This window comes from Roseovarius salis, from assembly GCF_044472985.1.
GTDB classification, from domain to species: Bacteria; Pseudomonadota; Alphaproteobacteria; order Rhodobacterales; family Rhodobacteraceae; genus Roseovarius; species Roseovarius salis.
In genome coordinates this window covers 92,222-116,388 of sequence record NZ_JBISDG010000001.1, presented here as the reverse complement: position 1 = coordinate 116,388, position 24,167 = coordinate 92,222, and the positions used below count along the sequence as shown (strand labels likewise).

Annotated in this window: 26 protein-coding genes, 1 other RNA gene and 1 riboswitch; of the genes, 17 read left to right on the top strand and 10 right to left on the bottom strand. The window is 65.2% G+C overall.

Annotated elements, in window-relative coordinates; translation table 11 throughout:
• Positions 1-130 precede the first annotated feature (130 nt).
• Both ACH13J_RS00595 and ACH13J_RS00590 read left to right on the top strand, forming a co-directional pair.
• On the top strand, positions 131-559 hold the full coding sequence (locus tag ACH13J_RS00595; RefSeq protein ID WP_397541363.1) for an FKBP-type peptidyl-prolyl cis-trans isomerase: 429 nt from the start codon (positions 131-133) through the stop codon (positions 557-559).
• Positions 560-604: 45 nt separating this feature from the next.
• Positions 605-1,189, top strand: coding sequence for a hypothetical protein (locus ACH13J_RS00590; protein ID WP_397541362.1), 585 nt, complete (start codon positions 605-607; stop codon positions 1,187-1,189).
• A gap of 126 nt (positions 1,190-1,315) precedes the next feature.
• On the opposite strand, the gene ACH13J_RS00585 is transcribed toward ACH13J_RS00590, so the two are convergent.
• Both ACH13J_RS00585 and irrA read right to left on the bottom strand, forming a co-directional pair.
• On the bottom strand, positions 1,316-2,305 hold the full coding sequence (locus ACH13J_RS00585) for a zinc-binding dehydrogenase (RefSeq protein WP_397541361.1): 990 nt from the start codon (positions 2,303-2,305) through the stop codon (positions 1,316-1,318).
• A gap of 43 nt (positions 2,306-2,348) precedes the next feature.
• The gene (gene irrA / locus ACH13J_RS00580; RefSeq protein WP_397541360.1) at positions 2,349-2,816 is read right to left on the bottom strand and encodes an iron response transcriptional regulator IrrA; all 468 of its coding nucleotides are present in this window, start codon (positions 2,814-2,816) and stop codon (positions 2,349-2,351) included.
• 169 nt (positions 2,817-2,985) lie between these two features.
• Between irrA and fabA the strand changes: the two genes are divergently transcribed.
• The 5 genes from fabA to ACH13J_RS00555 all read left to right on the top strand — a co-directional run bounded on the left by fabA (position 2,986) and on the right by ACH13J_RS00555 (position 7,305).
• A complete protein-coding gene (gene fabA / locus ACH13J_RS00575; RefSeq protein ID WP_397541359.1) occupies positions 2,986-3,495 on the top strand; it encodes a bifunctional 3-hydroxydecanoyl-ACP dehydratase/trans-2-decenoyl-ACP isomerase in 510 nt (169 codons plus the stop codon).
• A gap of 29 nt (positions 3,496-3,524) precedes the next feature.
• Positions 3,525-4,754 (top strand): beta-ketoacyl-ACP synthase I, encoded by a 1,230-nt coding sequence (gene fabB / locus ACH13J_RS00570; RefSeq protein ID WP_397541358.1) that lies wholly within the window; start codon positions 3,525-3,527, stop codon positions 4,752-4,754.
• 7 nt (positions 4,755-4,761) lie between these two features.
• Positions 4,762-5,553 (top strand): SDR family oxidoreductase, encoded by a 792-nt coding sequence (locus ACH13J_RS00565; RefSeq protein ID WP_397541357.1) that lies wholly within the window; start codon positions 4,762-4,764, stop codon positions 5,551-5,553.
• A gap of 65 nt (positions 5,554-5,618) precedes the next feature.
• Entirely contained in the window at positions 5,619-5,939 is a 321-nt protein-coding gene (locus ACH13J_RS00560; RefSeq protein WP_397541356.1) for a hypothetical protein, read from the top strand.
• Positions 5,940-6,045: 106 nt separating this feature from the next.
• Entirely contained in the window at positions 6,046-7,305 is a 1,260-nt protein-coding gene (locus ACH13J_RS00555; RefSeq protein WP_397541355.1) for a glycine cleavage T C-terminal barrel domain-containing protein, read from the top strand.
• 37 nt (positions 7,306-7,342) lie between these two features.
• Here the strand turns inward: ACH13J_RS00555 and ACH13J_RS00550 are convergent, their stop codons facing one another.
• On the bottom strand, positions 7,343-8,212 hold the full coding sequence (locus ACH13J_RS00550) for a hypothetical protein (RefSeq protein WP_397541354.1): 870 nt from the start codon (positions 8,210-8,212) through the stop codon (positions 7,343-7,345).
• Between the two features lie 116 nt (positions 8,213-8,328).
• Here ACH13J_RS00550 and miaB point away from each other — a divergent pair, with 116 nt between their 5' ends.
• The 9 genes from miaB (at position 8,329) to ACH13J_RS00505 (ending at position 17,094) form a co-directional block, all read left to right on the top strand.
• On the top strand, positions 8,329-9,657 hold the full coding sequence (gene miaB, locus ACH13J_RS00545; RefSeq protein WP_397541353.1) for a tRNA (N6-isopentenyl adenosine(37)-C2)-methylthiotransferase MiaB: 1,329 nt from the start codon (positions 8,329-8,331) through the stop codon (positions 9,655-9,657).
• Between the two features lie 223 nt (positions 9,658-9,880).
• Positions 9,881-10,459: an OmpA family protein gene (locus ACH13J_RS00540; RefSeq protein WP_397541352.1), complete on the top strand. Its 579-nt coding sequence runs from the start codon at positions 9,881-9,883 to the stop codon at positions 10,457-10,459.
• Positions 10,460-10,469: 10 nt separating this feature from the next.
• The gene (locus ACH13J_RS00535) at positions 10,470-10,769 is read left to right on the top strand and encodes a hypothetical protein (protein ID WP_397541351.1); all 300 of its coding nucleotides are present in this window, start codon (positions 10,470-10,472) and stop codon (positions 10,767-10,769) included.
• 145 nt (positions 10,770-10,914) lie between these two features.
• Positions 10,915-11,928 (top strand): PhoH family protein, encoded by a 1,014-nt coding sequence (locus ACH13J_RS00530; protein ID WP_397541350.1) that lies wholly within the window; start codon positions 10,915-10,917, stop codon positions 11,926-11,928.
• 21 nt (positions 11,929-11,949) lie between these two features.
• Positions 11,950-12,438 (top strand): rRNA maturation RNase YbeY, encoded by a 489-nt coding sequence (ybeY, locus tag ACH13J_RS00525; RefSeq protein WP_397541349.1) that lies wholly within the window; start codon positions 11,950-11,952, stop codon positions 12,436-12,438.
• 53 nt (positions 12,439-12,491) lie between these two features.
• A complete protein-coding gene (locus ACH13J_RS00520) occupies positions 12,492-13,376 on the top strand; it encodes a transporter associated domain-containing protein (RefSeq protein WP_397541348.1) in 885 nt (294 codons plus the stop codon).
• 5 nt (positions 13,377-13,381) lie between these two features.
• Entirely contained in the window at positions 13,382-14,896 is a 1,515-nt protein-coding gene (gene lnt, locus ACH13J_RS00515; RefSeq protein WP_397541347.1) for an apolipoprotein N-acyltransferase, read from the top strand.
• Between the two features lie 30 nt (positions 14,897-14,926).
• Positions 14,927-14,976: riboswitch (SAM-SAH riboswitch) on the top strand.
• Between the two features lie 6 nt (positions 14,977-14,982).
• Positions 14,983-16,164, top strand: a complete 1,182-nt coding sequence (gene metK / locus ACH13J_RS00510; RefSeq protein ID WP_397541346.1) for a methionine adenosyltransferase — start codon at positions 14,983-14,985, stop codon at positions 16,162-16,164.
• Between the two features lie 192 nt (positions 16,165-16,356).
• Positions 16,357-17,094, top strand: coding sequence for a tRNA (guanine(46)-N(7))-methyltransferase TrmB (locus ACH13J_RS00505; RefSeq protein WP_397541345.1), 738 nt, complete (start codon positions 16,357-16,359; stop codon positions 17,092-17,094).
• Between the two features lie 15 nt (positions 17,095-17,109).
• On the opposite strand, the gene argE is transcribed toward ACH13J_RS00505, so the two are convergent.
• A complete protein-coding gene (argE, locus tag ACH13J_RS00500) occupies positions 17,110-18,273 on the bottom strand; it encodes an acetylornithine deacetylase (protein ID WP_397541344.1) in 1,164 nt (387 codons plus the stop codon).
• Positions 18,274-18,572: 299 nt separating this feature from the next.
• Here argE and ACH13J_RS00495 point away from each other — a divergent pair, with 299 nt between their 5' ends.
• A complete protein-coding gene (locus tag ACH13J_RS00495) occupies positions 18,573-19,829 on the top strand; it encodes a M24 family metallopeptidase (protein WP_397541343.1) in 1,257 nt (418 codons plus the stop codon).
• A gap of 1 nt (position 19,830) precedes the next feature.
• Here the strand turns inward: ACH13J_RS00495 and rnpB are convergent.
• The 6 genes from rnpB to ACH13J_RS00465 form a co-directional block, all read right to left on the bottom strand.
• Positions 19,831-20,192: RNase P RNA component class A (gene rnpB, locus ACH13J_RS00490), an RNA gene on the bottom strand.
• An 11-nt stretch (positions 20,193-20,203) separates the two neighbouring features.
• Positions 20,204-20,818: an N-acetylmuramoyl-L-alanine amidase gene (locus ACH13J_RS00485; protein ID WP_397541393.1), complete on the bottom strand. Its 615-nt coding sequence runs from the start codon at positions 20,816-20,818 to the stop codon at positions 20,204-20,206.
• A gap of 82 nt (positions 20,819-20,900) precedes the next feature.
• The gene (locus tag ACH13J_RS00480) at positions 20,901-21,617 is read right to left on the bottom strand and encodes a hypothetical protein (RefSeq protein WP_397541342.1); all 717 of its coding nucleotides are present in this window, start codon (positions 21,615-21,617) and stop codon (positions 20,901-20,903) included.
• Between the two features lie 35 nt (positions 21,618-21,652).
• Positions 21,653-23,140 carry an Asp-tRNA(Asn)/Glu-tRNA(Gln) amidotransferase subunit GatA gene (gene gatA / locus ACH13J_RS00475; RefSeq protein ID WP_397541341.1) on the bottom strand — a complete coding sequence of 496 codons (1,488 nt, stop codon included), beginning with the start codon at positions 23,138-23,140 and terminating at the stop codon, positions 21,653-21,655.
• Positions 23,141-23,144: 4 nt separating this feature from the next.
• The gene (gatC, locus tag ACH13J_RS00470) at positions 23,145-23,432 is read right to left on the bottom strand and encodes an Asp-tRNA(Asn)/Glu-tRNA(Gln) amidotransferase subunit GatC (RefSeq protein WP_397541340.1); all 288 of its coding nucleotides are present in this window, start codon (positions 23,430-23,432) and stop codon (positions 23,145-23,147) included.
• A gap of 41 nt (positions 23,433-23,473) precedes the next feature.
• Positions 23,474-24,136: a ceramidase domain-containing protein gene (locus ACH13J_RS00465; RefSeq protein WP_397541339.1), complete on the bottom strand. Its 663-nt coding sequence runs from the start codon at positions 24,134-24,136 to the stop codon at positions 23,474-23,476.
• Between the last annotated feature and the right edge of the window lie 31 nt (positions 24,137-24,167).

Here is a 24,167-nt window from a genome sequence, read left to right as displayed (position 1 = left end):
TTGCGAGCCCCGCGGCTGGCGGCCCTCTGATTGCAATCCATCATGCGCGTTGCTAAATTTGGGCGATGCACCCAAGCACCCGCGCAGAACGCGGCCTTGAAAACTCAACTCCCCAAAGATTGGACGACGCATGACCGAAGTCAAAACGGGCGACACCGTACGTATTCACTATACCGGCACGCTTTCGGACGGCACCACCTTCGACAGCAGCGAGGGGCGCGAGCCGCTGGAATTCACTGTCGGCTCGGGGCAGATCATCCCGGGTCTCGACGCGGCGCTGCCCGGTATGACCGAAGGAGACAAGAAGCAGGTCGACGTGCCTGCCGACGAGGCCTATGGACAGCCCGACCCCGATGCCAAGCAGGCCGTGCCGCGCGCCGACATCCCCGATGACATCCCGCTCGACATCGGCACGCAGCTGCAGGTTCAGACGCCGCAAGGCCAGGTGATGCCGGTGACGGTGGCCGAAGTGACCGAGGAACAGGTCATCCTCGACGCCAACCACCCGCTTGCGGGCAAGGACCTGACCTTCGCGATCGAACTTGTTTCCGTCGGCTGAAACAGGGCGGCACCGCGGCAAACGGGGGGCATGCGGAGATTTCGCATGCCCCCTTTTTCATGTTATCCCCCGACCAACGCGGGCCGTCCCGACGGGCCGGGTATCCCGCGCCACGCCAAGGGCCCCGCGATGAAAACCGATACCGAAAAGCTGCTGGAGCGGATCCGCGCGCTTCAGGATGAACTGGAGGACGAGCTGCGCCGCCGCAGCGAATACTTCCGTTACCAGTTAGAGAACGGCCGCGTGGTGTTCGAGGAAGGCGTGCGTGAACGGCACCGTGCCTTTCGCGTGCGCCTGACGACGTTTCTGCGCCATACCCGGCCGCTTGTGCTGATCACGGCGCCGGTCATTTACGCGATGATCATACCGTTCGTGATGCTCGATCTTTTCGTGACCGTCTACCAGCGGATCTGTTTCCCCGTCTACGGGATCGAAAGGGTCAGGCGGGCCGATTTCATTCGCATCGACCGTCATCACCTCGCCTATCTCAAGGCCTTGCAGAAACTCAACTGTGTCTATTGCGGGTATGCCAACGGGCTGATTGGCTATGTTCAGGAAATCGCGGGCCGAACGGAAGCTTACTGGTGCCCGATCAAGCACGCGGCGCGCATCGGGGCCCATCACGCCTAATACGCGCAGTTCTTGGATTACGGCGATGCCGAAGGGTTCGAGCAGGGGCTGGAGGCCGCGCGCAAACACATCACCCGGCCGGGGCTGTCAGGGCACGGGGCGGGCGGTTAGAGGATTCTGCGCGCTTCAGCCGATCTCGAGCAGGACCGCACCTGCGCGGCCGGGGGTCAGAACCGCGTCCTGTGCCGCCGCGCAGTCGTTCAACGGGTAGCGCGCACCGATCGCGGGGCTGAACGCCCCGTCGGCCAGCGCCGCGTGCAGCCGGGCAATCGCCGATTGTCGCGCGGCATCGGGGAGGATGTAGATCAGCGTGATGTCGATCTTGAGCGCCTTGAACAGGAACGGTCCGAACGGCAGTTCGGGGGTCATGTCCTTGGCCGACCCATAGGCTGCCACGGTTCCGAGCGGCGCCATCACCTCGGCCAGAACCGCCGCGTTGCGGCCGAATTCCACCTCGACCGCGCGATCCACGCCGGCGCCATCGGTGATATCCATGATCCGGGCGGAAAGCTCCGGGTCGGCGTAGTCGAGGACATGGTCGGCGCCGGCTGCCCGCACGCGCCCGGCCGCCGAGGCGGAGGCCGTGGCGATCACCCGCGCGCCGCCCCATTTCGCAAGCTGCACGGCGTTGTGCCCCACGGCGCCGGCGCCCCCCGAGACGAGCAGCGTAAGGCCCGCGACGTCGCCGCCGCCGAACACGGTTTGCGCCGCGGTGAGCCCGGGAATGCCCAGTGTCGCGCCGGTATCCAGCGATACGCCGTCGGGCAGCGCAACCGCCTGGTTTTCGGGCAGGGCAATATATTCCGCCGCCGTGCCGAAGGGGCGCTGCCACTGGCCGTTCCAGATCCACACCCGCTCGCCCACGCGCGCGGGGTCGACGCCATCGCCCGCCGCCTCGATCACGCCAGCGCCGTCGGAATGGGGTATGATTCGCGGAAACGGCGGCTTGGTGACACCGGGCCGCGTGCCCGCCCGCGCCTTGGCGTCCGAGGGATTGACGCCGGAATAGGCCAGCCGCACGAGCACCTCGTCCGAGCCGGGCTTCGGCGTCTCGACCTCGCCGGCGGTCATCACGTCACGCGCCGTGCCGAAGCGTTCGTACCAGACTGCACGCATCTTGGCTTTCCTTGTTGACTGATCGGTTATTGCCGCGACCGGCCTATCGCTCGTGTCGCCGCAGGCGGATCACCACATCGACGCTGGCCACCTCGGCGCCGTCGGGGGCCTTCGGCAGATTGGTGATTTCCAGCTCGTCCGCCGGAGCATCGGTCAGCTGACCGTCGTCCTCCCAGTAGAAATGGGGGTGATCGTGGGTGTTGGTGTCGAAATAGCTGCGCGTGCCGTCCACCATGACCTCCTGCACGAGGCCGGCGTCGCAAAAAGCCTTGACGGTGTTGTAGACGGTGGCAAGCGACACCTTTTCATCGGCGGCCTTGGCCGCGGTGTAGAGGGTCTCGACCGTGAAATGGCGATGCTGACCATCGCCGATCAGCAGCGCCGCCAGCGCCACGCGCTGCCGAGTGGGGCGCAGTCCCGCGCCGCCAAGCCACTCCGCGCCGCGCGTCTGCGCCGCGCTTTCGCGATCCGGGATGTCCGCGTGCCGTGTGTCAGCTTCGGTGTCTGCCATTCCCAACCCCTTTCTCAGCGGTGAATATAATGCTCTGCCCCGCTGGATTTCAAACAAAATTCATGGCCCTGACGGACGCCGCCGGGCTCTGGCAAGGCTTGCAAGCCGCTTTCGCGCGATGATAGAGGATCATGAACCACGCCGCAGCAGACACGAAAGGGCCAGCCGTATGGCCGACTACCCCACAAGTTTCGACAAGGAAGACCTGTTGAAGTGCGCGCGCGGCGAGCTGTTCGGCCCCGGGAATGCACAGCTTCCCGAGCCACCCATGCTGATGATGGACCGCATCACCGACATATCCGGCGAGGGCGGTCCGCATGGCAAGGGGCATGTCGTGGCCGAGTTCGACATTCACCCGGATCTCTGGTTCTTCAAGTGCCATTTCCCCGGCAACCCGATCATGCCGGGATGTCTGGGGCTGGATGCGCTGTGGCAACTCACGGGCTTCAACCTGGGCTGGCGCGGCTGGCAGGGGCGGGGCTACGCGCTTGGCGTGGGAGAGGTGAAGCTCACCGGCATGGTGCGCCCCGACCGCAAGATGCTGACTTATTATGTCGACTTCACCAAGGCGGTTCAGACACGCCGCCTCACGATGGGGGTTGCGGATGGCCGCGTCGAGGCCGATGGTGAGGAGATCTATCAGGTCAAGGACATGAAAGTCGCCTTGTCGGAAAACTGACCGCCACCAGGGGATTAAGGAGAGCGCAGATGCGTCGCGTCGTCGTCACCGGGCTGGGCATCGTCTCCAGCATCGGCAACAACGCCGGAGAGGTGCTGGCCTCGCTCAAGGCGGGCCGCTCGGGTATTGCTGCCAGCCCCGAGATGGCCGAACACGGGTTTCGCAGCCAGATCGCCGGGACGCTGGATATCGACGTGGCCGATCACGTCGACAAGCGGACCCTGCGTTTCATGGGGCCCGGGGCGGCCTATGCCCACATCGCGATGGACCAGGCCATTGCAGACAGCGGCCTTGAGGAAGACGACGTCGTGAACCCGCGCACCGGGCTGGTGGCCGGGTCGGGCGGGCCGTCGACCTCGGCGATGCTCGCGGCCCACCAGACCGTGCTGAAATCCGGCGGCACGCGCCGTATCGGTCCGTTTGCCGTACCCAAATGCATGTGCTCGACCGTTTCGGCCAACCTTTCCACGGCGTTCCGGATCAAGGGGATCAACTACTCAATCACCTCCGCCTGCTCGACCTCTCTGCACTGCATTGGCAACGCCGCAGAGCAGATCATGATGGGCAAGCAGGACGTCATGTTCGCCGGCGGCGGAGAGGAGCTGGACTGGACGCTTTCGTGCCTTTTCGACGCGATGGGCGCGATGTCGTCGAAGTTCAACGACACCCCCGACAGGGCCAGCCGCGCCTTCGACGCGGACCGCGACGGGTTCGTCATTTCCGGCGGCGGCGGGATCGTCGTGCTGGAGGATCTGGATCACGCGCTGGCGCGCGGGGCGAAGATCTACGCCGAGGTGACGGGTTATGCCGCCACGTCGGACGGACACGACATGGTCGCGCCCTCGGGCGAAGGGGGCGAGCGCGCCATGCGGCTGGCCATCGGCCAGCTGGGCGAGGGGCGCAAGGTGGGATACATCAACGCGCACGGCACCTCGACCCCGGTGGGTGACGCCGGCGAGGTGGAGGCGGTGCGCCGCATCTTCGGCGAAGGCAATACGCCGCCGATCAGTTCGACCAAGTCCATGACCGGCCACGCGCAGGGGGCGGCCGGGGCGCTTGAGGCGATATTCTGCCTGCTTGCCCTGGAAAACGACTTCATCATCCCGTCGATCAACATCGAAACGCTCGATCCGGCGATCAACGCGGGCGAGATCGCGACCGAGTGCACAGAGGGTGCCGGTCTCGACACGGTGATGACAAACTCTTTCGGCTTTGGCGGCACCAACGGCTCGATGCTGCTCAGCAAGTATCACGGATGACATGCAGATGAACACGTCGATGAAGGGGATGCGCGGGTTGGTCATGGGGGTGGCCAACGAACGCTCCATCGCCTGGGGGATCGCGCAGGCCATGCACGCCGCCGGCGCGGAACTGGCCTTCTCGTACCAGGGCGAGGCCTTTGGCAAGCGGGTCGAGCCGCTTGCGGCCTCGCTGGAATCGGATCTGCTTCTTGATATCGACGTGACCGACGAGTCGTCGCTCGACGCAGCCTTTGCAAAGCTGTCCGACAACTGGCCGTCCATAGACTTTCTCGTTCACGCGATCGCCTACTCGGACAAGTCCGAACTGACCGGCCGGTTCATGAACACCAGCCGTCACAACTTCAAGCATTCGCTGGACATTTCCTGCTATTCCTTCATCGAGGTGGCCCGCCGGGCCTATCCGTTGATGAAGGACGGGGGCGGCACCCTGCTTACCCTGACCTATCAGGGTTCGAACCGGGTGGCGCCGAATTACAACGTGATGGGGGTGGCCAAGGCCGCGCTGGAGGCCACCACGCGTTACCTCGCCAACGATCTCGGCCCCGACGGCATCCGCGTGAACGCGATCAGCCCGGGCCCGATGAAAACCCTTGCCGGCGCGGCCATCGGCGGCGCACGCCGGACCTTCAAGCATACCGAGCAGAACGCGCCGCTGCGCGCCAACGCCACACTGGACGCCATCGGCGGCACGGCGGTCTACCTCGCCTCGCCCGCCGGCGCCTGCACCACCGGCGAGATCATCCATGTCGACGGCGGATATCACGTGCTGGGGATGCCGCAAGCCGACAATCTGTAAGTCCCGCCCGATTCCGGACATCGAATTGCCCCGCTTTGGCCCATGGGCCCCGGTATGGTCCGCGCATGGAGCACGTTCACGAGGCAACGGCCGAGGCCCGCACGACCGCGTACGCCGCCCGCGCAAGGGCGGCGCGCGTCTGGGCGCGGCGTGTTCTGCTGCTCCTGACGGCGGTGTATCTCTTCGGTGTCTGGCAGAACCGGCCGCTTGCCCCCGATATCCATGACGGCATGAGAACGCTTGCAGGGCGCGCCGTCTATGTGGCGGAGAACACCGACAAGGTGCGCGCCTATATCCGGCAGGCGTTGACCAGCCCCACGGGCACCAGCGCGGAACCGCGGTACAACGCGATCACGCGGTGGCTCTTGAAATGGAAGGACTGGTGAGCGGGCAGCGGTTGACCCGTTACACGGTAATCCCCACCTCCACAATATGAGCTTGCAAAACAGATCACACCCGAACGTTCCGGGCGTGGATCAATCGGATCGCCACGTGCCGGCAAACCTCCGCCAGAGCGGTCCCACCCCGGTGCAGATGCTCGTCTCCACCCGTGTGCGCAAGTCGCCGTTCTGGCACCTGTCGATCGAGGCGGGGGCTTGGCGTGCCACCGTCTACAACCGCATGTATCATCCGCGGGGGTACGTGAAACCCGAGGACGGCGGCGCGATGGCCGAATACCGCGCGCTGGTGAACGGGGTGACGCTCTGGAACGTCGCCGTGGAACGCCAGATCCGCGTCAAGGGCCCGGATGCGGAAGATTTCGTCAATACCGTCATCACGCGCGACGCGACGCGCATCCGGCCGATGCACGGCAAGTACTGCATCCTGTGCAATGACCGTGGCGGAATCCTCAACGACCCGGTGCTTCTGCGCCTCGGTGCGGACGAGTTCTGGTTTTCCGTATCGGACAGCGACCTGATGCTGTGGTTGCAGGGCGTCAACACCCCGCGCCGCTGGAACGTCGAGATCGACGAGATCGACGTCGCACCGTTGCAGATACAGGGGCCGTTGTCCGAGGACATGATGGTGGATCTCATCGGCGACGAGTTGCGCGAGATCCCGTATTACGGGCTGATGGAGGCCGAAATCGGCGGCTGCCCCGTCGTCATCAGCCAAACAGGCTTTTCCGGGGAGAAGGGCTACGAGGTCTATGTCCGCAACGCGACGGAAACCGCCGAGCCGGTGTGGTATGCGCTGCGCGGCATCGGGGCGCGCTATGGGCTTCGCGTCATTGCCCCCGCGCACCACCGCCGGATCGCGGCCGGCATCCTCAGCTGGGGGCAGGACATGGATGCCGAGACATCGCCGTTCCAGGTCAACCTGGCCTATCAGGTTCCGCGCAAGAAACAGGCGGACTACATCGGCAAGGCCGCGCTCGAAAAGCAGCGCGAGCAGATCGAGGCGGGCGGTTATCCGTTCAGCCTGAAGCTTGTGGGCATGAAGATGGGCGGCAGGCCGATCACCGATTACGCGCCCGATTTCTGGCTGATCCAGAACGACGAGGGCACACGGTGCGGCTATGTCACGTCGCCATGGTGGTCGCCCGAGCTGGAAACCAACATCGCCCTTGGCTACGTGCCATGGGCACGGTCGAATATCGGCACGAAGCTGTGGGTCGAGTTGCCGCAAAGCTACTGCGACGACCCGGATCATCCCGTTCCGGCGGAGGTAGTGGAGGTGCCGTTCCGGCCCTCAGCGCATCCAAGCGCACGCGAGCAGGCACGCCAGAAGGGCGCCGAGAGCAACGACTAGCCCGGCAGGACCGGGCCCCGGGCAGTACCGGGGCCGGTCAGAACCACTGACCCGGCTCCATCAGCCCGAGATCGAGCAGCTGGCGCGAATGCCATTCGAACGGGACGGAGTTGTGCCAGCGGAAATCCTCGATGTCGAAGGTCGAGCCGGGATTCCTCTTGAGAGCCTTGGCCGTGCGGAACGACATGACCGCCGCGGTCAGGTTGTTGTGCCACGGACACGCATAGGTGTTGTATTCCTCGTCGCTGAAAGTGTGGTTCTCGCGCAGGGCAAGGCCGGGCTTCGCGCGAAACAGCGATATCCTGTCGATCTTGCGCCGCGAGAGCGGTACATGCTGCTCGTAGCGCCATCTCAGCCCGCCGAAGAAATCCAGTTGCCGCTCCTTGGGATGGTTGTGGTTGTCCGGGTCGGTCCGGGCCAGCGCGTAATAGCCGGACCGGTCAAGATAGGCGTCCTCGAGCGACACGGCGTTGGCGTGCCGTGCAAGATCCCCGGCATACATGTCTATCACGTAGGTCAGCATCGCGTCGCGGCGTTCCTCGCCGTGGAAGGTCAGCATCTCGCCCACGGTGCGTGTCTCGCAGAACGGAAAGAAAAGGTATTCCGCGTTGAAACAGTAATACATCCAGATTCCCGGCGCGGCGGAGATCACCCTGTTCACGACGGCCACGGGCCCCGCATCCTGCGTAAGGTCATGGTCGATCCGGCGGATGCGGTCGGCCACGTCCCCGGCCACCGCGAAGGCGGCGGGCATGAACACCAGCAGTTCGCGGAAACCCGTGTCGAGATGATGGCGCAGGGTGCTGTCGATCTCGACCTCGTCCTCGACGAAGATCATCGCCACGGGCCCCTTGGCGAGCGCATCGCGCCCGTCGGACAGGAATGCCCCAAGGCTTGGATACCGCATGATTTTCCCTCGATCTGCCCGGGGCGGAGAGTCGGCCAAATCGCAACGCATTGCAAGTGACCCGGGCGTTGGTGTACTCAGGCCCCCTGACAGCACAGACAGGACCGGGCGGGACGATGGCCGAGGCGAAGAAACTCTACATCAAGACCTATGGATGCCAGATGAACGTCTACGACAGCGAGCGCATGGCAGAGGCGCTTGCCGGGTCGGGCTATGTCGAGACATCGACGCCCGACGAGGCGGACATGATCCTGCTCAACACCTGTCATATCCGCGAAAAGGCCGCCGAGAAGGTGTATTCCGAACTCGGCCGGTTCCGCGGGCTGAAGGAGGCCAAACCGGACCTGCAGATCGGCGTGGCCGGCTGCGTGGCGCAGGCCGAGGGCGAGGAGATCATGCGCCGTCAGCCCATGGTCGATCTGGTGGTGGGGCCGCAGAGCTATCACCGCCTGCCCGAACTGGAGGCCAAGGCACGCGGCGGGGGCAGGGCGCTCGATACGGATTTCCCCGTCGACGACAAGTTCGACACGTTGCGCCACCGCCCCAAGGCCCGGCGCGGCCCGACGGCCTTCCTGACGGTGCAGGAAGGGTGTGACAAGTTCTGTGCCTTCTGCGTGGTGCCCTACACCCGCGGTGCCGAGGTCAGCCGCCCCGCGGCGCGCGTGCTGGAGGAGGCGCGCGAGCTCGTCGAGAGGGGCGTGCGCGAGATCACCCTGCTGGGTCAGAACGTGAACGCGTATCACGGCGAGGGCCCTGACGGCGGCGACTGGTCGCTGGCGCGGCTGATCTGGGCGCTGAACGACATCGACGGGTTGGAGCGTATCCGCTTCACCACCTCGCATCCCAACGACATGACCGACGACCTGATCGCGGCGCACGGGGAATGCCCCAAGCTCATGCCCTACCTGCATCTGCCGGTGCAGTCGGGCAGCGACCGCATCCTCAAGAGGATGAACCGCAACCACACCGCCGAAAGCTACATCCGCCTGATCGAACGCATCCGCGCGGCGCGGCCTGACATCCTGATTTCCGGCGATTTCATCACCGGGTTCCCCGAAGAGACGGAGGCCGATTTCCAGGCCACGCTTGATCTCATCGAAGAGGTGAATTACGGCTATGCCTTTTCGTTCAAGTACTCGCCCCGGCCCGGGACACCGGCAGCCGAACGCGCGCAGTTGGACGAGGATGTGAAATCCGACCGTCTTCACCGCCTTCAGGCGCTGCTGACCCGCCAGCAGCGGGCCGCGCAGGATGCGATGGTGGGCCGCCGCGTCAACGTGCTGTTCGAGAAGCCGGGCCGGATGGAGGGCCAGATGGTCGGCAAGTCGGACCACCTGCATGCGGTGCACGTGGCCGGTTCCGATGCCGCTCCGGGTGATCTGGCGGCCGTGGAAATCATCGAGAGCGGTCCGAATTCCCTTGCCGGGCGCCCGGCCGTGGCATGATCACCTGAAGGCTGGTCCGTAACGCCGCCCCGGCCGCGGACAAAGCGTTTCCGCAGGCTTTGGGGCACAGTGCCGAACGGCGTCGTTTCCGACCGGGCGACAATGCAGGGTCATTTAGGCTTCACAAGGAAGCGAAACTTGTTACACTCAAACAATAAATTGTCGCCTCCCGGATTCTCTGCGCCGGGTGGCGATTGGGGGATTGATAAAGAGGACAGGGACTGTGACCGGAATATTTTCGAAAACGGTTCGCGGCATTATTGGCGGGATTGCTGCCGCCGCCATCGGTGCCACCATGATGATCGGCCCGGCCGCGGCGCAGGGCGGCGAGCGCGTGGTTGTCGGCGAACGCTACGTGCCGACGATATGGGTCGATCCTGACGGGTGCGAGCACTGGGTGATGGACGACGGTTGGGAGGGATACATGACCCCCCATGTCACCCGGCAGGGCATACCGGTCTGCCGCCGCGGCAACGTGTGTGGCGTGATGAACACCGATACGCTCTTCGCCACCGACAGCGCCCACATCAACGCGGCAGGGCGCCAGCGGCTGGCGGAATTCTTCCGCCAGGCCAATGCCGTCTCCTACGTGATTACCGGGCACACCGACAGCCGCGCATCGGACGAGTACAACCTCGACCTGTCCCTGCGCCGTGCGAACGCGGTTGCCCGCGTCGCCGCGCAGACCGGCGCGCGTATCGCGGATGTCCGAGGTTACGGCGAGCGGATGCCGAAGGCACCGAACAACACCGCGGCGGGCATGCAGAAGAACCGTCGCGTCGAAATCATCTGCATCCGCTGAGGGGGGCATCATGAAACTCGTCAAACTGGCCGTAATGCTGTCCGCCGCCGTCGTCGTGTCGGGCTGCGTTGGCTCCAAGCAGAACAAGACCGTCGACCGGGGTTTCGACAGCAAGCATCTCAGCCAGCTTCAGGCCGGCATCTGGGTCGATCCCAATGGCTGCGATCACTGGATCATAGACGACGGGATCGAGGGTTACCTCAGCCAGCGGCTCGACAAGTACGGCAAACCGGTCTGTTCCGGCACGGCCCCGCCGACCGTCGCGACCGGCGCCTTCAAGCGTGGCTCGCCGGTGTCGGACCCGATCTGACCTGACCCGATGTGCAGCGGGCAAGGCCGCGGGCAGCGTGCCCGCGGTCCGTTCATGGCATGGGCATGACATTTCCGCCCTTTATCTTGCAGTCTTCGCGCCAACTTGGCACCATATCTTCACATTGCCGGTTCAGGAGATCTGCTTGGCTACACCAGCGCTGCCCCCCGCCGCCGACGCTTCGGAAGCATACGAAGAAGTCATTGAGTTTCCAGACAATTTCCTGCTCATAGACCTATGCGGAGAGCATGACCGCAATCTTGCCGAGATCGAGCGGCAACTTGGGGTCCAGATCATGCGGCGCGGGAATCAGCTGGTCGTGGTCGGCGACGAGGCGTCGGCCAAGGCAACGGTCGGGGTGTTGACGGCTCTGTACGAGCGGCTGGAAACCGGCCGGGGAGTGGATCATGCCGACGTGGACCGCGAACTTCGGATGGGCGGCGGCACGGCCGATGATGGCCCCGACGACGGTGACGGCGATCAGCTCGAAATGTTCCGCGGCGGCCGGATCGAGATCAAGACGCGCAAGAAACCCGTCGAGCCGCGCACCGACGCGCAAAAAGCGTATGTCCTGTCGCTTTACAATAACGAGCTGGCCTTTGGCATCGGGCCGGCGGGCACCGGCAAGACCTATCTCGCCGTGGCCGTCGGGGTGTCGATGTTCGTCGAGGGGCGCGTCGACCGGATCATTCTCGCGCGTCCCGCGGTCGAGGCGGGCGAAAAGCTGGGATACCTGCCGGGCGACATGAAGGAAAAGGTCGATCCCTACATGCAGCCGCTCTATGATGCGCTGAATGATTTCCTGCCGGGCAAGCAGGTCGCCAAGCTGATCGAGGAGCGCCGGATCGAGATCGCGCCACTGGCCTTCATGCGCGGGCGGACGTTGTCGAACGCCTTCGTCGTTCTGGACGAGGCACAGAACGCGACCTCCATGCAGATGAAAATGTTCCTGACCCGTCTGGGCGAGGGCTCGCGCATGGTCGTGACGGGCGACCGAAGCCAGGTGGATCTGCCGCGCGGGATCACCAGCGGCTTGCACGACGCCGAAAGGTTGCTCAAATCCATCTCGGGCATCTCGTTCAATTATTTCACGGCACGCGACGTGGTGCGCCACCCGCTCGTCGCCGCGATCATCGACGCGTATGATAGTGACGTCTGACGGGGGGTGGGCCGCACGCCGATGCTGACAGACCTCATGATCGAGGATGACCGTTGGCGCGAGGTCGACCTGGCAGGGCTGGCCGAACGGGCCGCCCGGGTGACACTGATCGATCTGGGGCTCGAGCCCGGGGACTGGGAAATCTCTGTTCTGGGATGTGACGACCTCCGCATTCGCGCGCTCAACGCCGACTTCCGTGGCCGGCCTCAGCCCACGAACGTGCTGTCGTGGCCCAGTGCCGAAAGGGGTGCCCGAAGGGCAGGGGCCGTGCCCGCCTTGCCCGCGCCGGGACCGGACCCGGAGCTGGGAGATATCGCCATCGCCTATGACACCTGTGCACGCGAAGCGGCGGCGGCGGGAAAGGCGCTCTCGGCGCATGCCACGCATCTGATGGTGCACGCCACGCTGCACCTGTTGGGATACGATCACGTTCGTGACCCCGATGCCACTTTGATGGAAAGAACAGAGGCCCGGATACTTGGCAAACTGGGTCTTCCTGACCCATATTGACATATCTGCGGGGCGGGGGCTGCTCCCCCCGTGTTTTCTTGGACAAGGGACTGATGGGCGACAGTACAGAGGCATCTTCTAACGCGGCGCAACGCGCGCAGGCGGATAGCCAGGACAGTGACGATGAACAGGGCGGGTTCTTCCGCCGCATCTTCGACGCCTTCAATCCGAACGGCGACACCGAAGAAGACGATGACACCCAAGCGACGGCACGCGGTGCCCTTGGCATAGGTAACCTGCGCACCCTCACGGTGGAGGATGTCAGCGTGCCCAAGGCCGATATCGTGGCCGTGCCGGTGGATATCGCCAAGGACGATCTCGTGCAGGTTTTCCGCGAAAGCGGGATGACGCGCCTGCCCGTTTACGAGGGCACGCTCGACAGCCCGGTGGGCATGGCGCACCTCAAGGATTTCGCGCTCAGCCACGGTTTCAATGGAAAGGGCGGCCGCTTCTCGCTGCGCAAGCTCTTGCGCCCGTTGCTCTACGTGCCCCCGTCCATGCCCATTGGCGTGCTGCTGCAGAAGATGCAGACGGAACGCCGCCACATGGCGCTCGTCATCGACGAATACGGCGGGGTCGACGGGCTGGTGACGATCGAGGACCTCATCGAACAGGTGGTGGGCGAGATCGAGGACGAGCACGATATCGACGACGACACGTTCTGGGTCCAGGAAAAGCCGGGCACCTATCTCGCTCAGGCCAAGGTGCCGCTTGACGAGTTCGAGGCCGAGATCGGCCTGTCCCTGACGGACGCCGAAGAGATCGACGAAGAAGAGATCGACACGCTCGGCGGGCTGGTCTTCATGCTTCTTGGCAGGGTACCCGTGCGCGGCGAGATGGTCGAGCATCCGGGCGGCGCCGTGTTCGAGGTTGTCGAGGCGGATCCGCGGCGGATCAAGCGCTTGCGCGTGCGCCTGCCCGGCCACACGGAAGGCTGAGGCGCGTGGCCGTTCCGGCGGCCCGGCTCGTGATGTTGCGCGGGCGAAAGCGGCTTGCCATGGCCGCGGTCACCGGGGCGTTCGGCGCCCTAGGCCACGCGCCGCTGTGGCTCTGGCCCTTCACGCTGGTGGCGCTCGCCGTGGTGTTTGGGCTGGGCCGCGCGGCAACGGGTTGGCGGGCGGCGTTCTGGACCGGGCTGGCGGCGGGAACAGGCTATTTCCTGGTGGCCCTGTCGTGGATCGTGGAGCCGTTTTTCGTGGATGCCGCGCGCCACGGATGGATCGCGCCCTTCGCGCTGGTGTCCATGGCAGCGGGTATGGGGCTGTTCTGGGCCGTGCCGCTGGCGCTCATGCGCGCGGCGGGCGGGTCAGCGGGGGGGTTCGTGTCCGCCTTCGTGCTGTCCGAGGCGCTGCGGACCTATGCGTTCACCGGCTTTCCCTGGGCGCAGACGGGTCATGTGCTGATCGACACATCGATGCTTTACTGGGCGTCGTGGGGCGGTGCCCTCGGGCTGACGGCGATCATGCTGACCGGTGCGGCGGGGGTGTGGTATATTGCCACGGGCAAGCTGCGCGGCGCGTGGTTTCTGCTGGCGCCGACGGCGCTGTTCGTTCTGGCCGGCCCTCTTTCCCCGGACGCGGGGGCGTCGTCCGGCGCGCCGCTGGTCCGATTGGTTCAGCCCAATGCCCCCCAGCACCAGAAGTGGGACCCCGCCATGGTGCGCACCTTCTTCGAGCGGCAGATCGCGTTCACCGCGGCCGCACCGGCGCAGGCCCAACCCGACATGATCGTCTGGCCTGAAACGGCCGTGCCCTGGGTTCTCGACCGTGCGGGTCCGGCGCTCGAGGCGATTTCCCGCGCGGCCGGCGACACGCCAGTGGTGCTGGGTATCCAGCGTGTCGAGGAGCGGCGCTATTACAATTCGCTCATCCGGCTGGATGCCGCCGGCACGGTCAGCGCGCTCTACGACAAGCATCACCTCGTGCCGTTTGGAGAATACATGCCCTTTGGCAATTACCTGGAACGGTTCGGTATTCGCGGTCTCGCGGCGAATGAGGGACATGGCTATTTGGCCGGTCCCGGGCCGCGCGTGATCGAACTCGGCACGCTTGGCAGCGCGTTGCCGCTGATCTGCTACGAGGGCGTGTTTCCGCAGGATGTCGGCGGGTATGCGCGCCGGCCCGATCTCTTGCTGCTGATCACGAACGACGCGTGGTTCGGTCGGGTTTCCGGCCCCTATCAGCATCTCGCGCAGGCCCGCCTGCGCAGCGCCGAGCAGGGGCTGCCGATGATCCGCGTGGCCAATACCGGCGTGTCCGCGATGATCGACGCGACCGGTCGGGTCACGGCCCGGCTGCCGCTTGGACAGGCCGGCTGGACCGACGCGGTCCTGCCGCCGCCGTTGCCGCCCACGCCATATGCCCGCACGGGGGACGCGCCGATGATCGCCTTGGCCGCCATCCTGCTGGCCTTGTGCTTTCTCTTGCGGGGTGAAGCGGGGCTGCCATTTAGGCGTTGACGGCCCCGCGCCCCCGGCCTATGCAATTGCGATCCGTCACAACGGCTTCCTGGCGTGACGGCAGAGATCTTAATGGAGCACTTCTCATGACCCGTCAGAGCTATATTTTCGCCTCCGAATCCGTTTCGGAGGGGCACCCCGACAAGGTGTGTGACCGTATTTCCGATGCCGTGCTGGACGCTTTCCTCGCCGAGGATCCGTTGGCACGGGTTGCTTGCGAAGCCTTCGCCACGACGAACCGCGTGGTCATCGGCGGCGAGGTCGGGCTGACGGATCAGGACCGTCTGCGGGACTACATGGAGCGTATCGAGGATATCGCCCGCGACTGTATCCGCGATATCGGGTACGAGCAGGAAAAATTCCACTGGAAGACCTGCGAGGTCACCAACCTGCTGCACGAGCAGTCCGCCCATATCGCCCAGGGCGTGACCGGCGAGGGCGACCGCGACGAGGGGGCGGGCGATCAGGGGATCATGTTCGGCTTTGCCACCAACGAGACGCAGGCCATGATGCCCGCGCCGATACAGTTTTCGCACGCCATCCTGCGGCGGCTGGCGGAGGCGCGCAAATCGGGGGCAGAGCCGGTGCTTGGCCCCGATGCGAAGTCGCAGCTCTCGGTTCGCTACGAGGGGGGCAAGCCGGTTGGCGTGACCTCGATCGTGCTGTCGACTCAGCATTTCGATGCCGACCTGTCCAGCGATCATATCCGCGAGATCGTGGAACCCTATATCCGGGAAATCCTGCCCGCGGACTGGCTGACCGATGAAACCGCCTGGCATGTCAATCCCACCGGCACTTTCGTCATCGGCGGGCCGGACGGCGACGCCGGCCTGACGGGCCGCAAGATCATCGTCGACACCTATGGCGGCGCGGCCCCCCATGGCGGCGGCGCGTTCTCGGGCAAGGACCCCACCAAGGTGGACCGCTCTGCCGCCTACGCCGCGCGCTACCTCGCCAAGAACGTGGTTGCCGCGGGGCTGGCCGAACGCTGCACGATCCAGCTGTCCTACGCGATCGGGGTGGCGCAGCCCTTGTCGATCTACGCCGAAACCCACGGCACGGGCGAAGTGCCACCGGAAGAGATCGAGAAGGCGATCCGCGCCTCCATGGATCTTACGCCGCGCGGCATCCGCGAGCATCTGCAACTCAGCAAGCCCATCTACCAGCGCACGGCGGCCTATGGCCATTTCGGCCGCGACCCCGAGGCCGATGGCGGATTCAGCTGGGAGAACACGGATCTCGTCGAAACGCTGAAAAGATCGATCTAGCCAGGCCCTGGCCGCTGCCCTGTCCGGCAGGACAGGGCAGGTGGTCCGGCGCGGTGCGCGAACGCCGTGTCAAGGTGGGACGACCTTTGCGGTGGTGTGGCGGAAGATATCGCTTTTGGGCAACCAGAACGACAAGAACCGTGCACAAAATTGTGCGTCCCGAATGTTTTGTGATAAATCACGGTCTTTGAGATGACGAGAGAATCCCCATCATCCGGCGTTCCGTGGCGCAATTTCTACGGCCGTCTCAAGGGCAAGGCGCTGCGCAAGTCACAGCAAAGATACATTGACGAGGATCTCGGAAAGCTTTCGATCGGGGCGGTCGATTGGGACATCAACCCTGACAGGGAACCGATTGACCTGGAAGAGATATTCGGAAAACGGGAAATCCAGCTGGAAATCGGATTCGGCGGCGGCGAACATCTGGTGCACCAGGCCATGCGCAACCCCGATGTCGGGTTCATCGGGTGCGAACCCTATATCAACGGCGTGGCCATGCTGCTCGGCAAGATCCGTGAAACGGGATGCAAAAACATCCGGGTGCATCCCGGCGACGTGCGTGATCTTTTCGATGTTTTGCCGGACAACTCAATATCCTGTGCGTTTCTTTTGTACCCCGATCCGTGGCCCAAGAAACGCCATCACCGGCGCCGTTTCGTGACGGCGGAGCATCTGGGCCCGTTGGCGCGCGTGCTGTCCCCCGGGGGCGCGTTCCGCGTGGCCACCGATATCCCCGGCTACGTACGCCAGACCCTCGTCGAGGTGCCGGCTCACGGCTTCGACTGGCTGGCCGAGCGCCCGGCCGATTGGCGCGAGCCTTGGTCCGACTGGCTGTCGACCCGGTACGAACAAAAAGCCCTGAGAGAAGGCCGTGTGCCGCATTACCTGTCGTTCCGCCGTCATGAAAACGAAGCGGAGACAGGACACTAACAGCTGACGTTGCAGTTATGCAGCCAGCTTGCCACACAGCCGGTCAAGCATGTCGAGGCATTGCTGAAGCTGATCGATCGAGACGAACTCGTCCGGCTTGTGGGCCTGTTCGATCGAACCGGGGCCGCACACCACCGATGACATGCCGAAACTCTGGAATATGCCGGCCTCGGTGCCGAAAGGCACGACATCGGCCGAGTTGGCGCTGGTGAGTTCCATCATGATTTCCTTGGCCTCGTTCTCGTCGGTCGGTTCCAGACCCTCGACTTCGCCGATGGTTTCGGTGGTGATGTCCGCATCCGGACAGACGGCCCGCATCGCCGGCAACAGGCGGTTCTCGCACAGGTCCCGCAACTCCGCCTTGACGAAATCCGCGTCAGACATCTGAACCGGGCGCATTTCCCATTCCACGGCGGCATGGCTGGCGATCACGTTGTGCGCGACCCCCCCTTGCAGGCTGCCGGTGTTGACGGTGGTCCAGGGCGGGTCGAAACGGCTGCCCGCCGGCGCGCGAGTTCTGAGAGTGTCCTTGAGTTCGAGGAGGCGGTTGACGTAGCGCACGGCATACTCCACCGCGTTCACGCCCTTGTCCGGTGATGAGCCATGCCCGGCCAGGCCGGAAAAATGCGTGGTGTATTCGTAGCATCCCTTGTGGCCCTCGATGATGCGCATCGAGGTCGGCTCGCCGATCACGGCGATGCCCGGGCGTATGCCGTGCGCCGCGAGGCTCTTCACCAATGATTGCGCCCCGAAACACCCCACCTCCTCGTCATAGGTGAAGGCAAAATGCACCGGTCGGTTCGCCGCGCGTTCGGCGAATACCGGCGCCATCGCCGTGGCCGCGGCGATGAAGCCTTTCATGTCGCAAGAGCCACGGCCATAAAGGCGGCCGTCGCTCTCGATCATCTGGAACGGGTCGCTGGCCCAGTCCTGCGGGTTGGCGGGGACCACGTCGGAATGCCCCGACAGCACGATTCCCCCGTCAACTTCGGGTCCTATCGTCGCGAAAAGATTGGCCTTGTGCCCGATCTCGTCGTGAAAGATGTCGACCTTTGCCCCGGCCTCCTCGAGCCGGTATGCGAGAAACGCGATCATGTCGAGATTGCTGACCTCGGACACCGTTGGAAACGCGATCAGGTCGCCCAGCAGCGCCACCGTATCGGAAAGCTGTGTCGTCACGCCCGCCTCACCGAGTTGTTGGAAAACCTGCGCGACTCTGTTGAGGCGGAGCAGGCCCGTCAAGTCAAAATCGCCCGTTTGCGCGCTGCACGGCACCGGTCACGCAGCATCGGCCGGACAGCCGTTCGGCGAAAAGACGTCCCCGGCTGAACGAACCGGCGACAGAGGGGATAAAAATGCCGTAAATCCTCCCGAAACGCCCGGAGAGTGGCGGCTGATATGGAAACGTCTTGCGGATACTGCCGGTCTGTTGCACGGCATTCGAACCGCGCCATGCAGCCGAGCAGGAGACGGGAAAAATGGCAGAATTCGACTGGCACGCCGACCGCAGTGACCTGGAGGGGCTCACGCTGCTTGATCGCGCGCCACATGACGATGACATCAACCTCAAGGCGGTGCGCTTGTACCGTCAGGCGCGTCTTCGGGCGCAGATGGCGCACCATGGGGTCGAGGCGGTGGTTCTTTGTGATCCCGTCAACATCCGCTACGCGACCGGCACCCGCAACATGCAGGTTTTTTCCATGCGGAACGGCCCGGCGCGTTACCTGCTGCTGACCGCCGATCGGTCGATCCTGTTCGAATTCACCGGCTGTCTTCACCTCTCCCAAGGGTTCGAAACGGTTGACGAGGTGCGTCCCGCGAAAACCGCGAGCTTCGTTGCCGCGGGGCCGGGCATCCAGGCGCGCGAGGCCGGTTGGGCGCGCGAGATGGCCGCGCTCGTCGAGGAACTCGTGGGCAAGCGCCCCGTTGTCGGGCTGGAGCGGATGAACGCCGGCGCGGCCATTGCCCTTCGTGACGAGGGTGTGCACGTGGTCGATGCGCAGGCGCCGGTGGAAATGGCCCGCGCGATCAAGTCGCACGAAGAGATGAAATGCGTCAACGCCTCCTTGCGCGCCACGGAGCACGGCGTGACCGAGTTGCGCGCGGCCATTCGACCCGGCCTGACCGAGGCGCAGCTGTGGTCGGTGCTGCACCGGTCGATCATCGCGCAGAACGGCGATTACATAGAGACCCGGCTGCTCAACGCGGGCGACCGCACGAACCCGTGGTTTCAGGAGACGTCGGACAACGTGATCGGGGAAAACGAGCTGATCGCGCTGGATACCGACGTCGTCGGCTGCCACGGGTATTACTCCGATTTCTCGCGCACGTTCCATTCCGGGCCTGAGACACCGACACCCGCGCAGCGAGACCTCTACAAGGTGGCGCACGAACAGGTGACACACAATATCGGCATCCTGCGGCCGGGGATGTCTTTCCGCGATTATGCCTGGGCCGCCTGGGACATTCCGGAAAAATACCACGCAAACCGCTACTACCTTTCGGCCCACGGGTGCGGGATGACGGGGGAATACCCCTACCTCTACCACAAGGGCGATTTCCCCGACGCCGGCTATGACGGCGAGATCTGCCCCGGCATGACCATCTGCGTGGAAAGCTATATCGGCGAGGAGGGCGGCCGCGAGGGCGTCAAGCTCGAACAGCAGGTTCTGATAACCGAAACCGGCGTCGAGGTCCTGTCGCGCTTCCCCTTCGAGGACGAGCTGCTGGCCTGATTCGCGCGGAGGGCCTGTAAGCCGGATTCTGTCCCGGGTTGCCCCGGGGATGACCATTCCTCTGGGCCTGCTGTTGCCAGCAGGCTCTAGCTGCCTACCCGGGCCGCGGGGCCAAGGCCGGCCCGTGATGCGACCCCTATTCGGCATTGCTCCCGGTGGGGCTTGCCGTGCCGGTCCGGTTGCCCGTCCCGCGGTGGGCTCTTACCCCACCGTTTCACCCTGACCCCGGGCTGGCCGGGGCGGTCTGTTTTCTGTGGCGCTTTCCCTCGGGTTGCCCCGGCCGGGCGTTACCCGGCACCGTCGCCTTGTGGAGTCCGGACTTTCCTCGACACCGTCAGGAGCCGCGGCCATCCGGCCCTCCGCGCAATATCCAGTTAGGCACTCACGTCACCACGGTCAACGGGAAAGCGGCGGGCGAGATCGGCGGCAAGCGCCGTATCGGTGGCGTCCTGCGGCCCGGTGGCCCAAGGGCGGAACCGCAGGCGGAACGCGGCCAGGAGCACCTCGGTCGGTACATCAGCGGTGTACCCGAAGGCCCTGGCATGATGCCGGAAATCGCCATCGGATGGGCCGATGTCAGGCCAGACGCCCAGCCCCTCGATCGCCAGCCGCCGCCAGTCGAAGCGCGGGCCCGGATCGGATTTGCGCGCCGGGGCCATGTCGGAATGCGCGATCACGCGTTCGGGGGCGATCCGCCAGCGGGCCATCATGCCGCGCATGAGATCCTCCAGCGCGGCGAACTGTGGTTCGGGATACGGCGCGTCGCCGGGATTGGCCAGCTCGATTCCGATCGAGCGGGAGTTCACGTCGTCCACCGCGCCCCAACGCCCCGCGCCGGCGTGCCATGCCCGCCGTGCCTCGGGCACGAGCTGCCAGAGCTGCCCTCCTTCGGCGACGAGATAGTGCGCCGAGACCTCGGCGCCGGGGTCGCAAAGACGCGCCAGGGCCGCCTGCGGGCTCGGCATCGCCGTGTGGTGCAGCACGATCAAGTCGGGAGAGGCCGCGCCGCGGCGCGGGCCGTGGTTGGGGGACGGCCATGCCTTTGCCGTGGGGTGGTCCGGGGTCACCGCGCTACCGGCTGACAGCCTTGCGGAACGGCGTTGGATCCCAGCCGCAGGCATAGCCATCGCCGTCGGGGTCGAGCCCGAGCCGGTCGCGCTGCGGGCCGCCGCGATCGAGGAAGTCCAGCTGAGCCTGATCGGCGGAGGCGTACTTGGCACAGTTGCGCTGGTAGCGCGCCTGCTTGTTGAATCCGATCCTCGTGTAGAGCTTCGTGCCAACCGGGTGACTGGTCGACAGCGCGTATTCCACGATGTTCGGGCCCACATCGGTGCTGCGCGCCGGCAGCGCTTTGGGCTGGACAACCTCGTAGCGTTCACGGTTGCGCGCGATGAGTTCCGCGTCGCTTTCGATCGAGCGGACATCATCCACCGCGTCGAAGTCGTTTTCCTCGGATATTCCCGTGGGCGTGCTCACGGTCCGGGGGGGCGGGTTGTTGGGGTCGGCCTCGAGCGGCTTCTCGCCGGAATTGTTCCGCGTTGCATCGAGCGCCGCCTGTGTTTCCGCGGCAAGGGCGGCGCTTTCGCTTTCCGCGTCCGTTCCGGCGGTATCCTCGTCGGACATCGCGCCCGCGGGGGGCAATGGCCCGGTGCCCTGTGGTGGCGCGCTATCGGAGGTCGCCCGGTATTGGTCGTAGTCATCCATTCCCACACTCGCCGCGCTGTCGGGGACGCGCGGCGCGCAGGCAGAGGCGGCCAGGAAAGCCGCGACAAGCGGAATGAAACGCATCTGCTGTGATCCTGCCATTCTTGTTTTGGCGCAGATTACCACCATTTCGAGGGCTTGGCCACAAACCCTGCCGCGCGTTCCAGCGTGTAGGCGGTGTTGAGCAGGTCGCCCTCCTCCCACGGCTGACCGATGAGCTGCAGACCAAGCGGCAGCCCGGTCGCATCGGTGCCGGCAGGCACGGATACACCCGGCAGGCCGGCGAGGTTCACCGTCACGGTGAACACGTCGTTGAGATACATCTGCACCGGATCGGCATTGGCCATCTCGCCCAGCCCGAAGGCGGCCGAGGGCGTGGCCGGCGTCAGGATCGCGTCGATGCCGTCGGCAAACACATCCTCGAAATCCTTCTTGATGAGCGTGCGCACCTTGCGGGCGCGGTTGTAATAGGCGTCATAGAACCCGGCGGACAGCACGTAGGTGCCCACCATCACCCGGCGCTTGACCTCGTCGCCGAACCCCTCGGCACGGGTCTTTTCGTACATCTCGGTGATGCCGTCACCCTGCGCCAGCTGCGCGCGGTGACCGTAACGCACCCCGTCATAGCGCGCGAGGTTCGAAGAGGCCTCCGCCGGGGCGATGACGTAATACGCGGGCAGCGCGTACTTGGTATGGGGCAGGGTGATGTCGCGGATCTCGGCGCCCGCGTCGCGCAGCATCGCGGTGCCGTCCGACCACAGCTTCTCGATCTCCTCGGGCATGCCGTCCATCCGGTATTCCCGGGGAATCCCGATGACCTTGCCCTTGATATCGCCCGTGAGCATCGCCTCGAAATCGGGCACCGGGATGTCGGCCGAGGTGGAATCCTTGGGGTCGTGCCCGCACATCGCCTGCAGCATGATCGCCGCGTCGCGCACGGACTTGGTCATCGGTCCTGCCTGGTCGAGCGAGGAAGCAAAGGCAACGATGCCCCAGCGGGAGCAGCGCCCATAGGTGGGTTTCACCCCGGTGATGCCGGTGAAGGCCGCCGGCTGGCGAATGGAGCCGCCCGTGTCGGTCCCCGTGGCGGCGAGGCAAAGGTCGGCCGCCACCGCGCTGGCCGACCCGCCAGACGACCCGCCCGGCGTAAGCGGCGTGTCATCGCCCGCACGCCGCCAAGGGTTCACCGCGTTGCCGTAGACGGACGTTTCGTTGGAACTGCCCATGGCGAACTCGTCCATGTTGAGCTTGCCCAGCATGACGGCGCCGCTCTCGAACAGTTTCCGCGTGACCGTCGATTCGTATTCCGGCCTGAAACCGTTCAGTATCCCGCTTGCCGCCTGGCTCGGGATGCCCTTTGTGCAGAAAAGATCCTTGATCCCCAAAGGGATGCCGCACATTGCCGGTGCGTCGCCAGCCCTTATTCGGACGTCCGCCTCGGCGGCCTGTTGACGTGCCGCGTCCGGGGTGGGGTGAACATAGGCATTCAGCGCCGCTGCGCCGTCTGCCGCGGCGAGGCAGGCGTCGGTGAGTTCGGCGGCGGTCGTATCGCCCTTGCGCAGCGCGTCGCGGGCCTCGGCGATGGTGAGGGTGTTCAGCTCGGACATGCGCTCACTCCACGACCTTGGGCACGGCGAAGAATCCTTCGCGCGCGTCGGGCGCGTTGGACAGCACCTTTTCTGGCATGTGCCCATCCGTCACCGTGTCGTCGCGGCGCTTCAGACGCATCGGGGTGACGGACGTCATCGGCTCCACGCCTTCGACATCGACTTCCTGAAGCTGCTCGATGAATCCAAGGATCGTGTTGAATTCCTCGGCCAGAACCGGCAGGTCCGCGTCGTCAACGCGGATGCGCGCCAGCTTGGCCACTCTTGCGGCGGTCTCGGTGTCGATCGACATGGGGCACTGGCCTCTTGGGGTGGTGATACGCTGGCCCGCGTTTACCCCCCGTGCACGCGGCGCGCAAGCATGTGGCGGCGATAGACCTCGATCATCCAGCCCAGCATCACCGCGTTCAGCAGATGCCAGCCGAAATGGGTTCCCGTCGGCAGAGCGGTGCATAACGGCTGGTCGAGGCTGCGCAGGGTCACCGACACGACCAGCAGACCCGCCCCGATGGCGAGCCCCCGCGCCGTGACGGGCGCGACGCGCCACAGATACGCCGCCACGCCCGCGATCAGAACCACCACCGGCATGTAGCCCGCCGAGACGCCAAGCACCGGCACCAGCCGGAACAGTGGCACGAGCACGGCCGCGAACGGGAAGAACAGAAGGACCAGCCCGAGGCTCTGCCCGCGCGACAGGCCGAGATAGTCGCGCCCGGCCGCGAACAGGTACAGCAAGATGAAGCACAGGATCGGCACCACGTCGGCCATCGCCGCCCAGCCCTGCGCGTGCGTGTGAAAAAGGAAGCTGCCGATGCCGATCAGGGCCAGCAGCACCACCATCGCGTTTGCCAGCGGTAGATGCGCGTATCGCAGCCGCCGCACCATCACCGCCGCACCCACCAGGAAGGCGGCATTGGTAACCGCGTTCACCGGCTCGGCCCAGTAGCCGGGGTCCAGTCGCTCGCAATAGGCATCTATGGGGGCAAACCAGTCCAACGGGCTTTCCTCGCGCTGACGAATTGATACG

Excerpts from the sequence above, each read along its gene's own strand:
- ACH13J_RS00520 (WP_397541348.1), top strand. The coding sequence starts at position 12,492 with ATGGGCGACAGTACAGAGGCATCTTCTAACGCGGCGCAACGCGCGCAG.
- irrA (WP_397541360.1), bottom strand. The coding sequence starts at position 2,816 with ATGGCAGACACCGAAGCTGACACACGGCACGCGGACATCCCGGATCGC.
- ybeY (WP_397541349.1), top strand. The coding sequence starts at position 11,950 with ATGCTGACAGACCTCATGATCGAGGATGACCGTTGGCGCGAGGTCGAC.
- ACH13J_RS00565 (WP_397541357.1), top strand. The coding sequence starts at position 4,762 with ATGAACACGTCGATGAAGGGGATGCGCGGGTTGGTCATGGGGGTGGCC.
- ACH13J_RS00550 (WP_397541354.1), bottom strand. The coding sequence starts at position 8,212 with ATGCGGTATCCAAGCCTTGGGGCATTCCTGTCCGACGGGCGCGATGCG.
- metK (WP_397541346.1), top strand. The coding sequence starts at position 14,983 with ATGACCCGTCAGAGCTATATTTTCGCCTCCGAATCCGTTTCGGAGGGG.
- fabA (WP_397541359.1), top strand. The coding sequence starts at position 2,986 with ATGGCCGACTACCCCACAAGTTTCGACAAGGAAGACCTGTTGAAGTGC.
- ACH13J_RS00495 (WP_397541343.1), top strand. The coding sequence starts at position 18,573 with ATGGCAGAATTCGACTGGCACGCCGACCGCAGTGACCTGGAGGGGCTC.
- gatC (WP_397541340.1), bottom strand. The coding sequence starts at position 23,432 with ATGTCGATCGACACCGAGACCGCCGCAAGAGTGGCCAAGCTGGCGCGC.
- gatA (WP_397541341.1), bottom strand. The coding sequence starts at position 23,140 with ATGTCCGAGCTGAACACCCTCACCATCGCCGAGGCCCGCGACGCGCTG.
- ACH13J_RS00585 (WP_397541361.1), bottom strand. The coding sequence starts at position 2,305 with ATGCGTGCAGTCTGGTACGAACGCTTCGGCACGGCGCGTGACGTGATG.
- ACH13J_RS00590 (WP_397541362.1), top strand. The coding sequence starts at position 605 with ATGCCCCCTTTTTCATGTTATCCCCCGACCAACGCGGGCCGTCCCGAC.
- ACH13J_RS00595 (WP_397541363.1), top strand. The coding sequence starts at position 131 with ATGACCGAAGTCAAAACGGGCGACACCGTACGTATTCACTATACCGGC.
- ACH13J_RS00480 (WP_397541342.1), bottom strand. The coding sequence starts at position 21,617 with ATGCGTTTCATTCCGCTTGTCGCGGCTTTCCTGGCCGCCTCTGCCTGC.
- ACH13J_RS00505 (WP_397541345.1), top strand. The coding sequence starts at position 16,357 with ATGACGAGAGAATCCCCATCATCCGGCGTTCCGTGGCGCAATTTCTAC.
- ACH13J_RS00560 (WP_397541356.1), top strand. The coding sequence starts at position 5,619 with ATGGAGCACGTTCACGAGGCAACGGCCGAGGCCCGCACGACCGCGTAC.
- ACH13J_RS00535 (WP_397541351.1), top strand. The coding sequence starts at position 10,470 with ATGAAACTCGTCAAACTGGCCGTAATGCTGTCCGCCGCCGTCGTCGTG.
- miaB (WP_397541353.1), top strand. The coding sequence starts at position 8,329 with ATGGCCGAGGCGAAGAAACTCTACATCAAGACCTATGGATGCCAGATG.
- fabB (WP_397541358.1), top strand. The coding sequence starts at position 3,525 with ATGCGTCGCGTCGTCGTCACCGGGCTGGGCATCGTCTCCAGCATCGGC.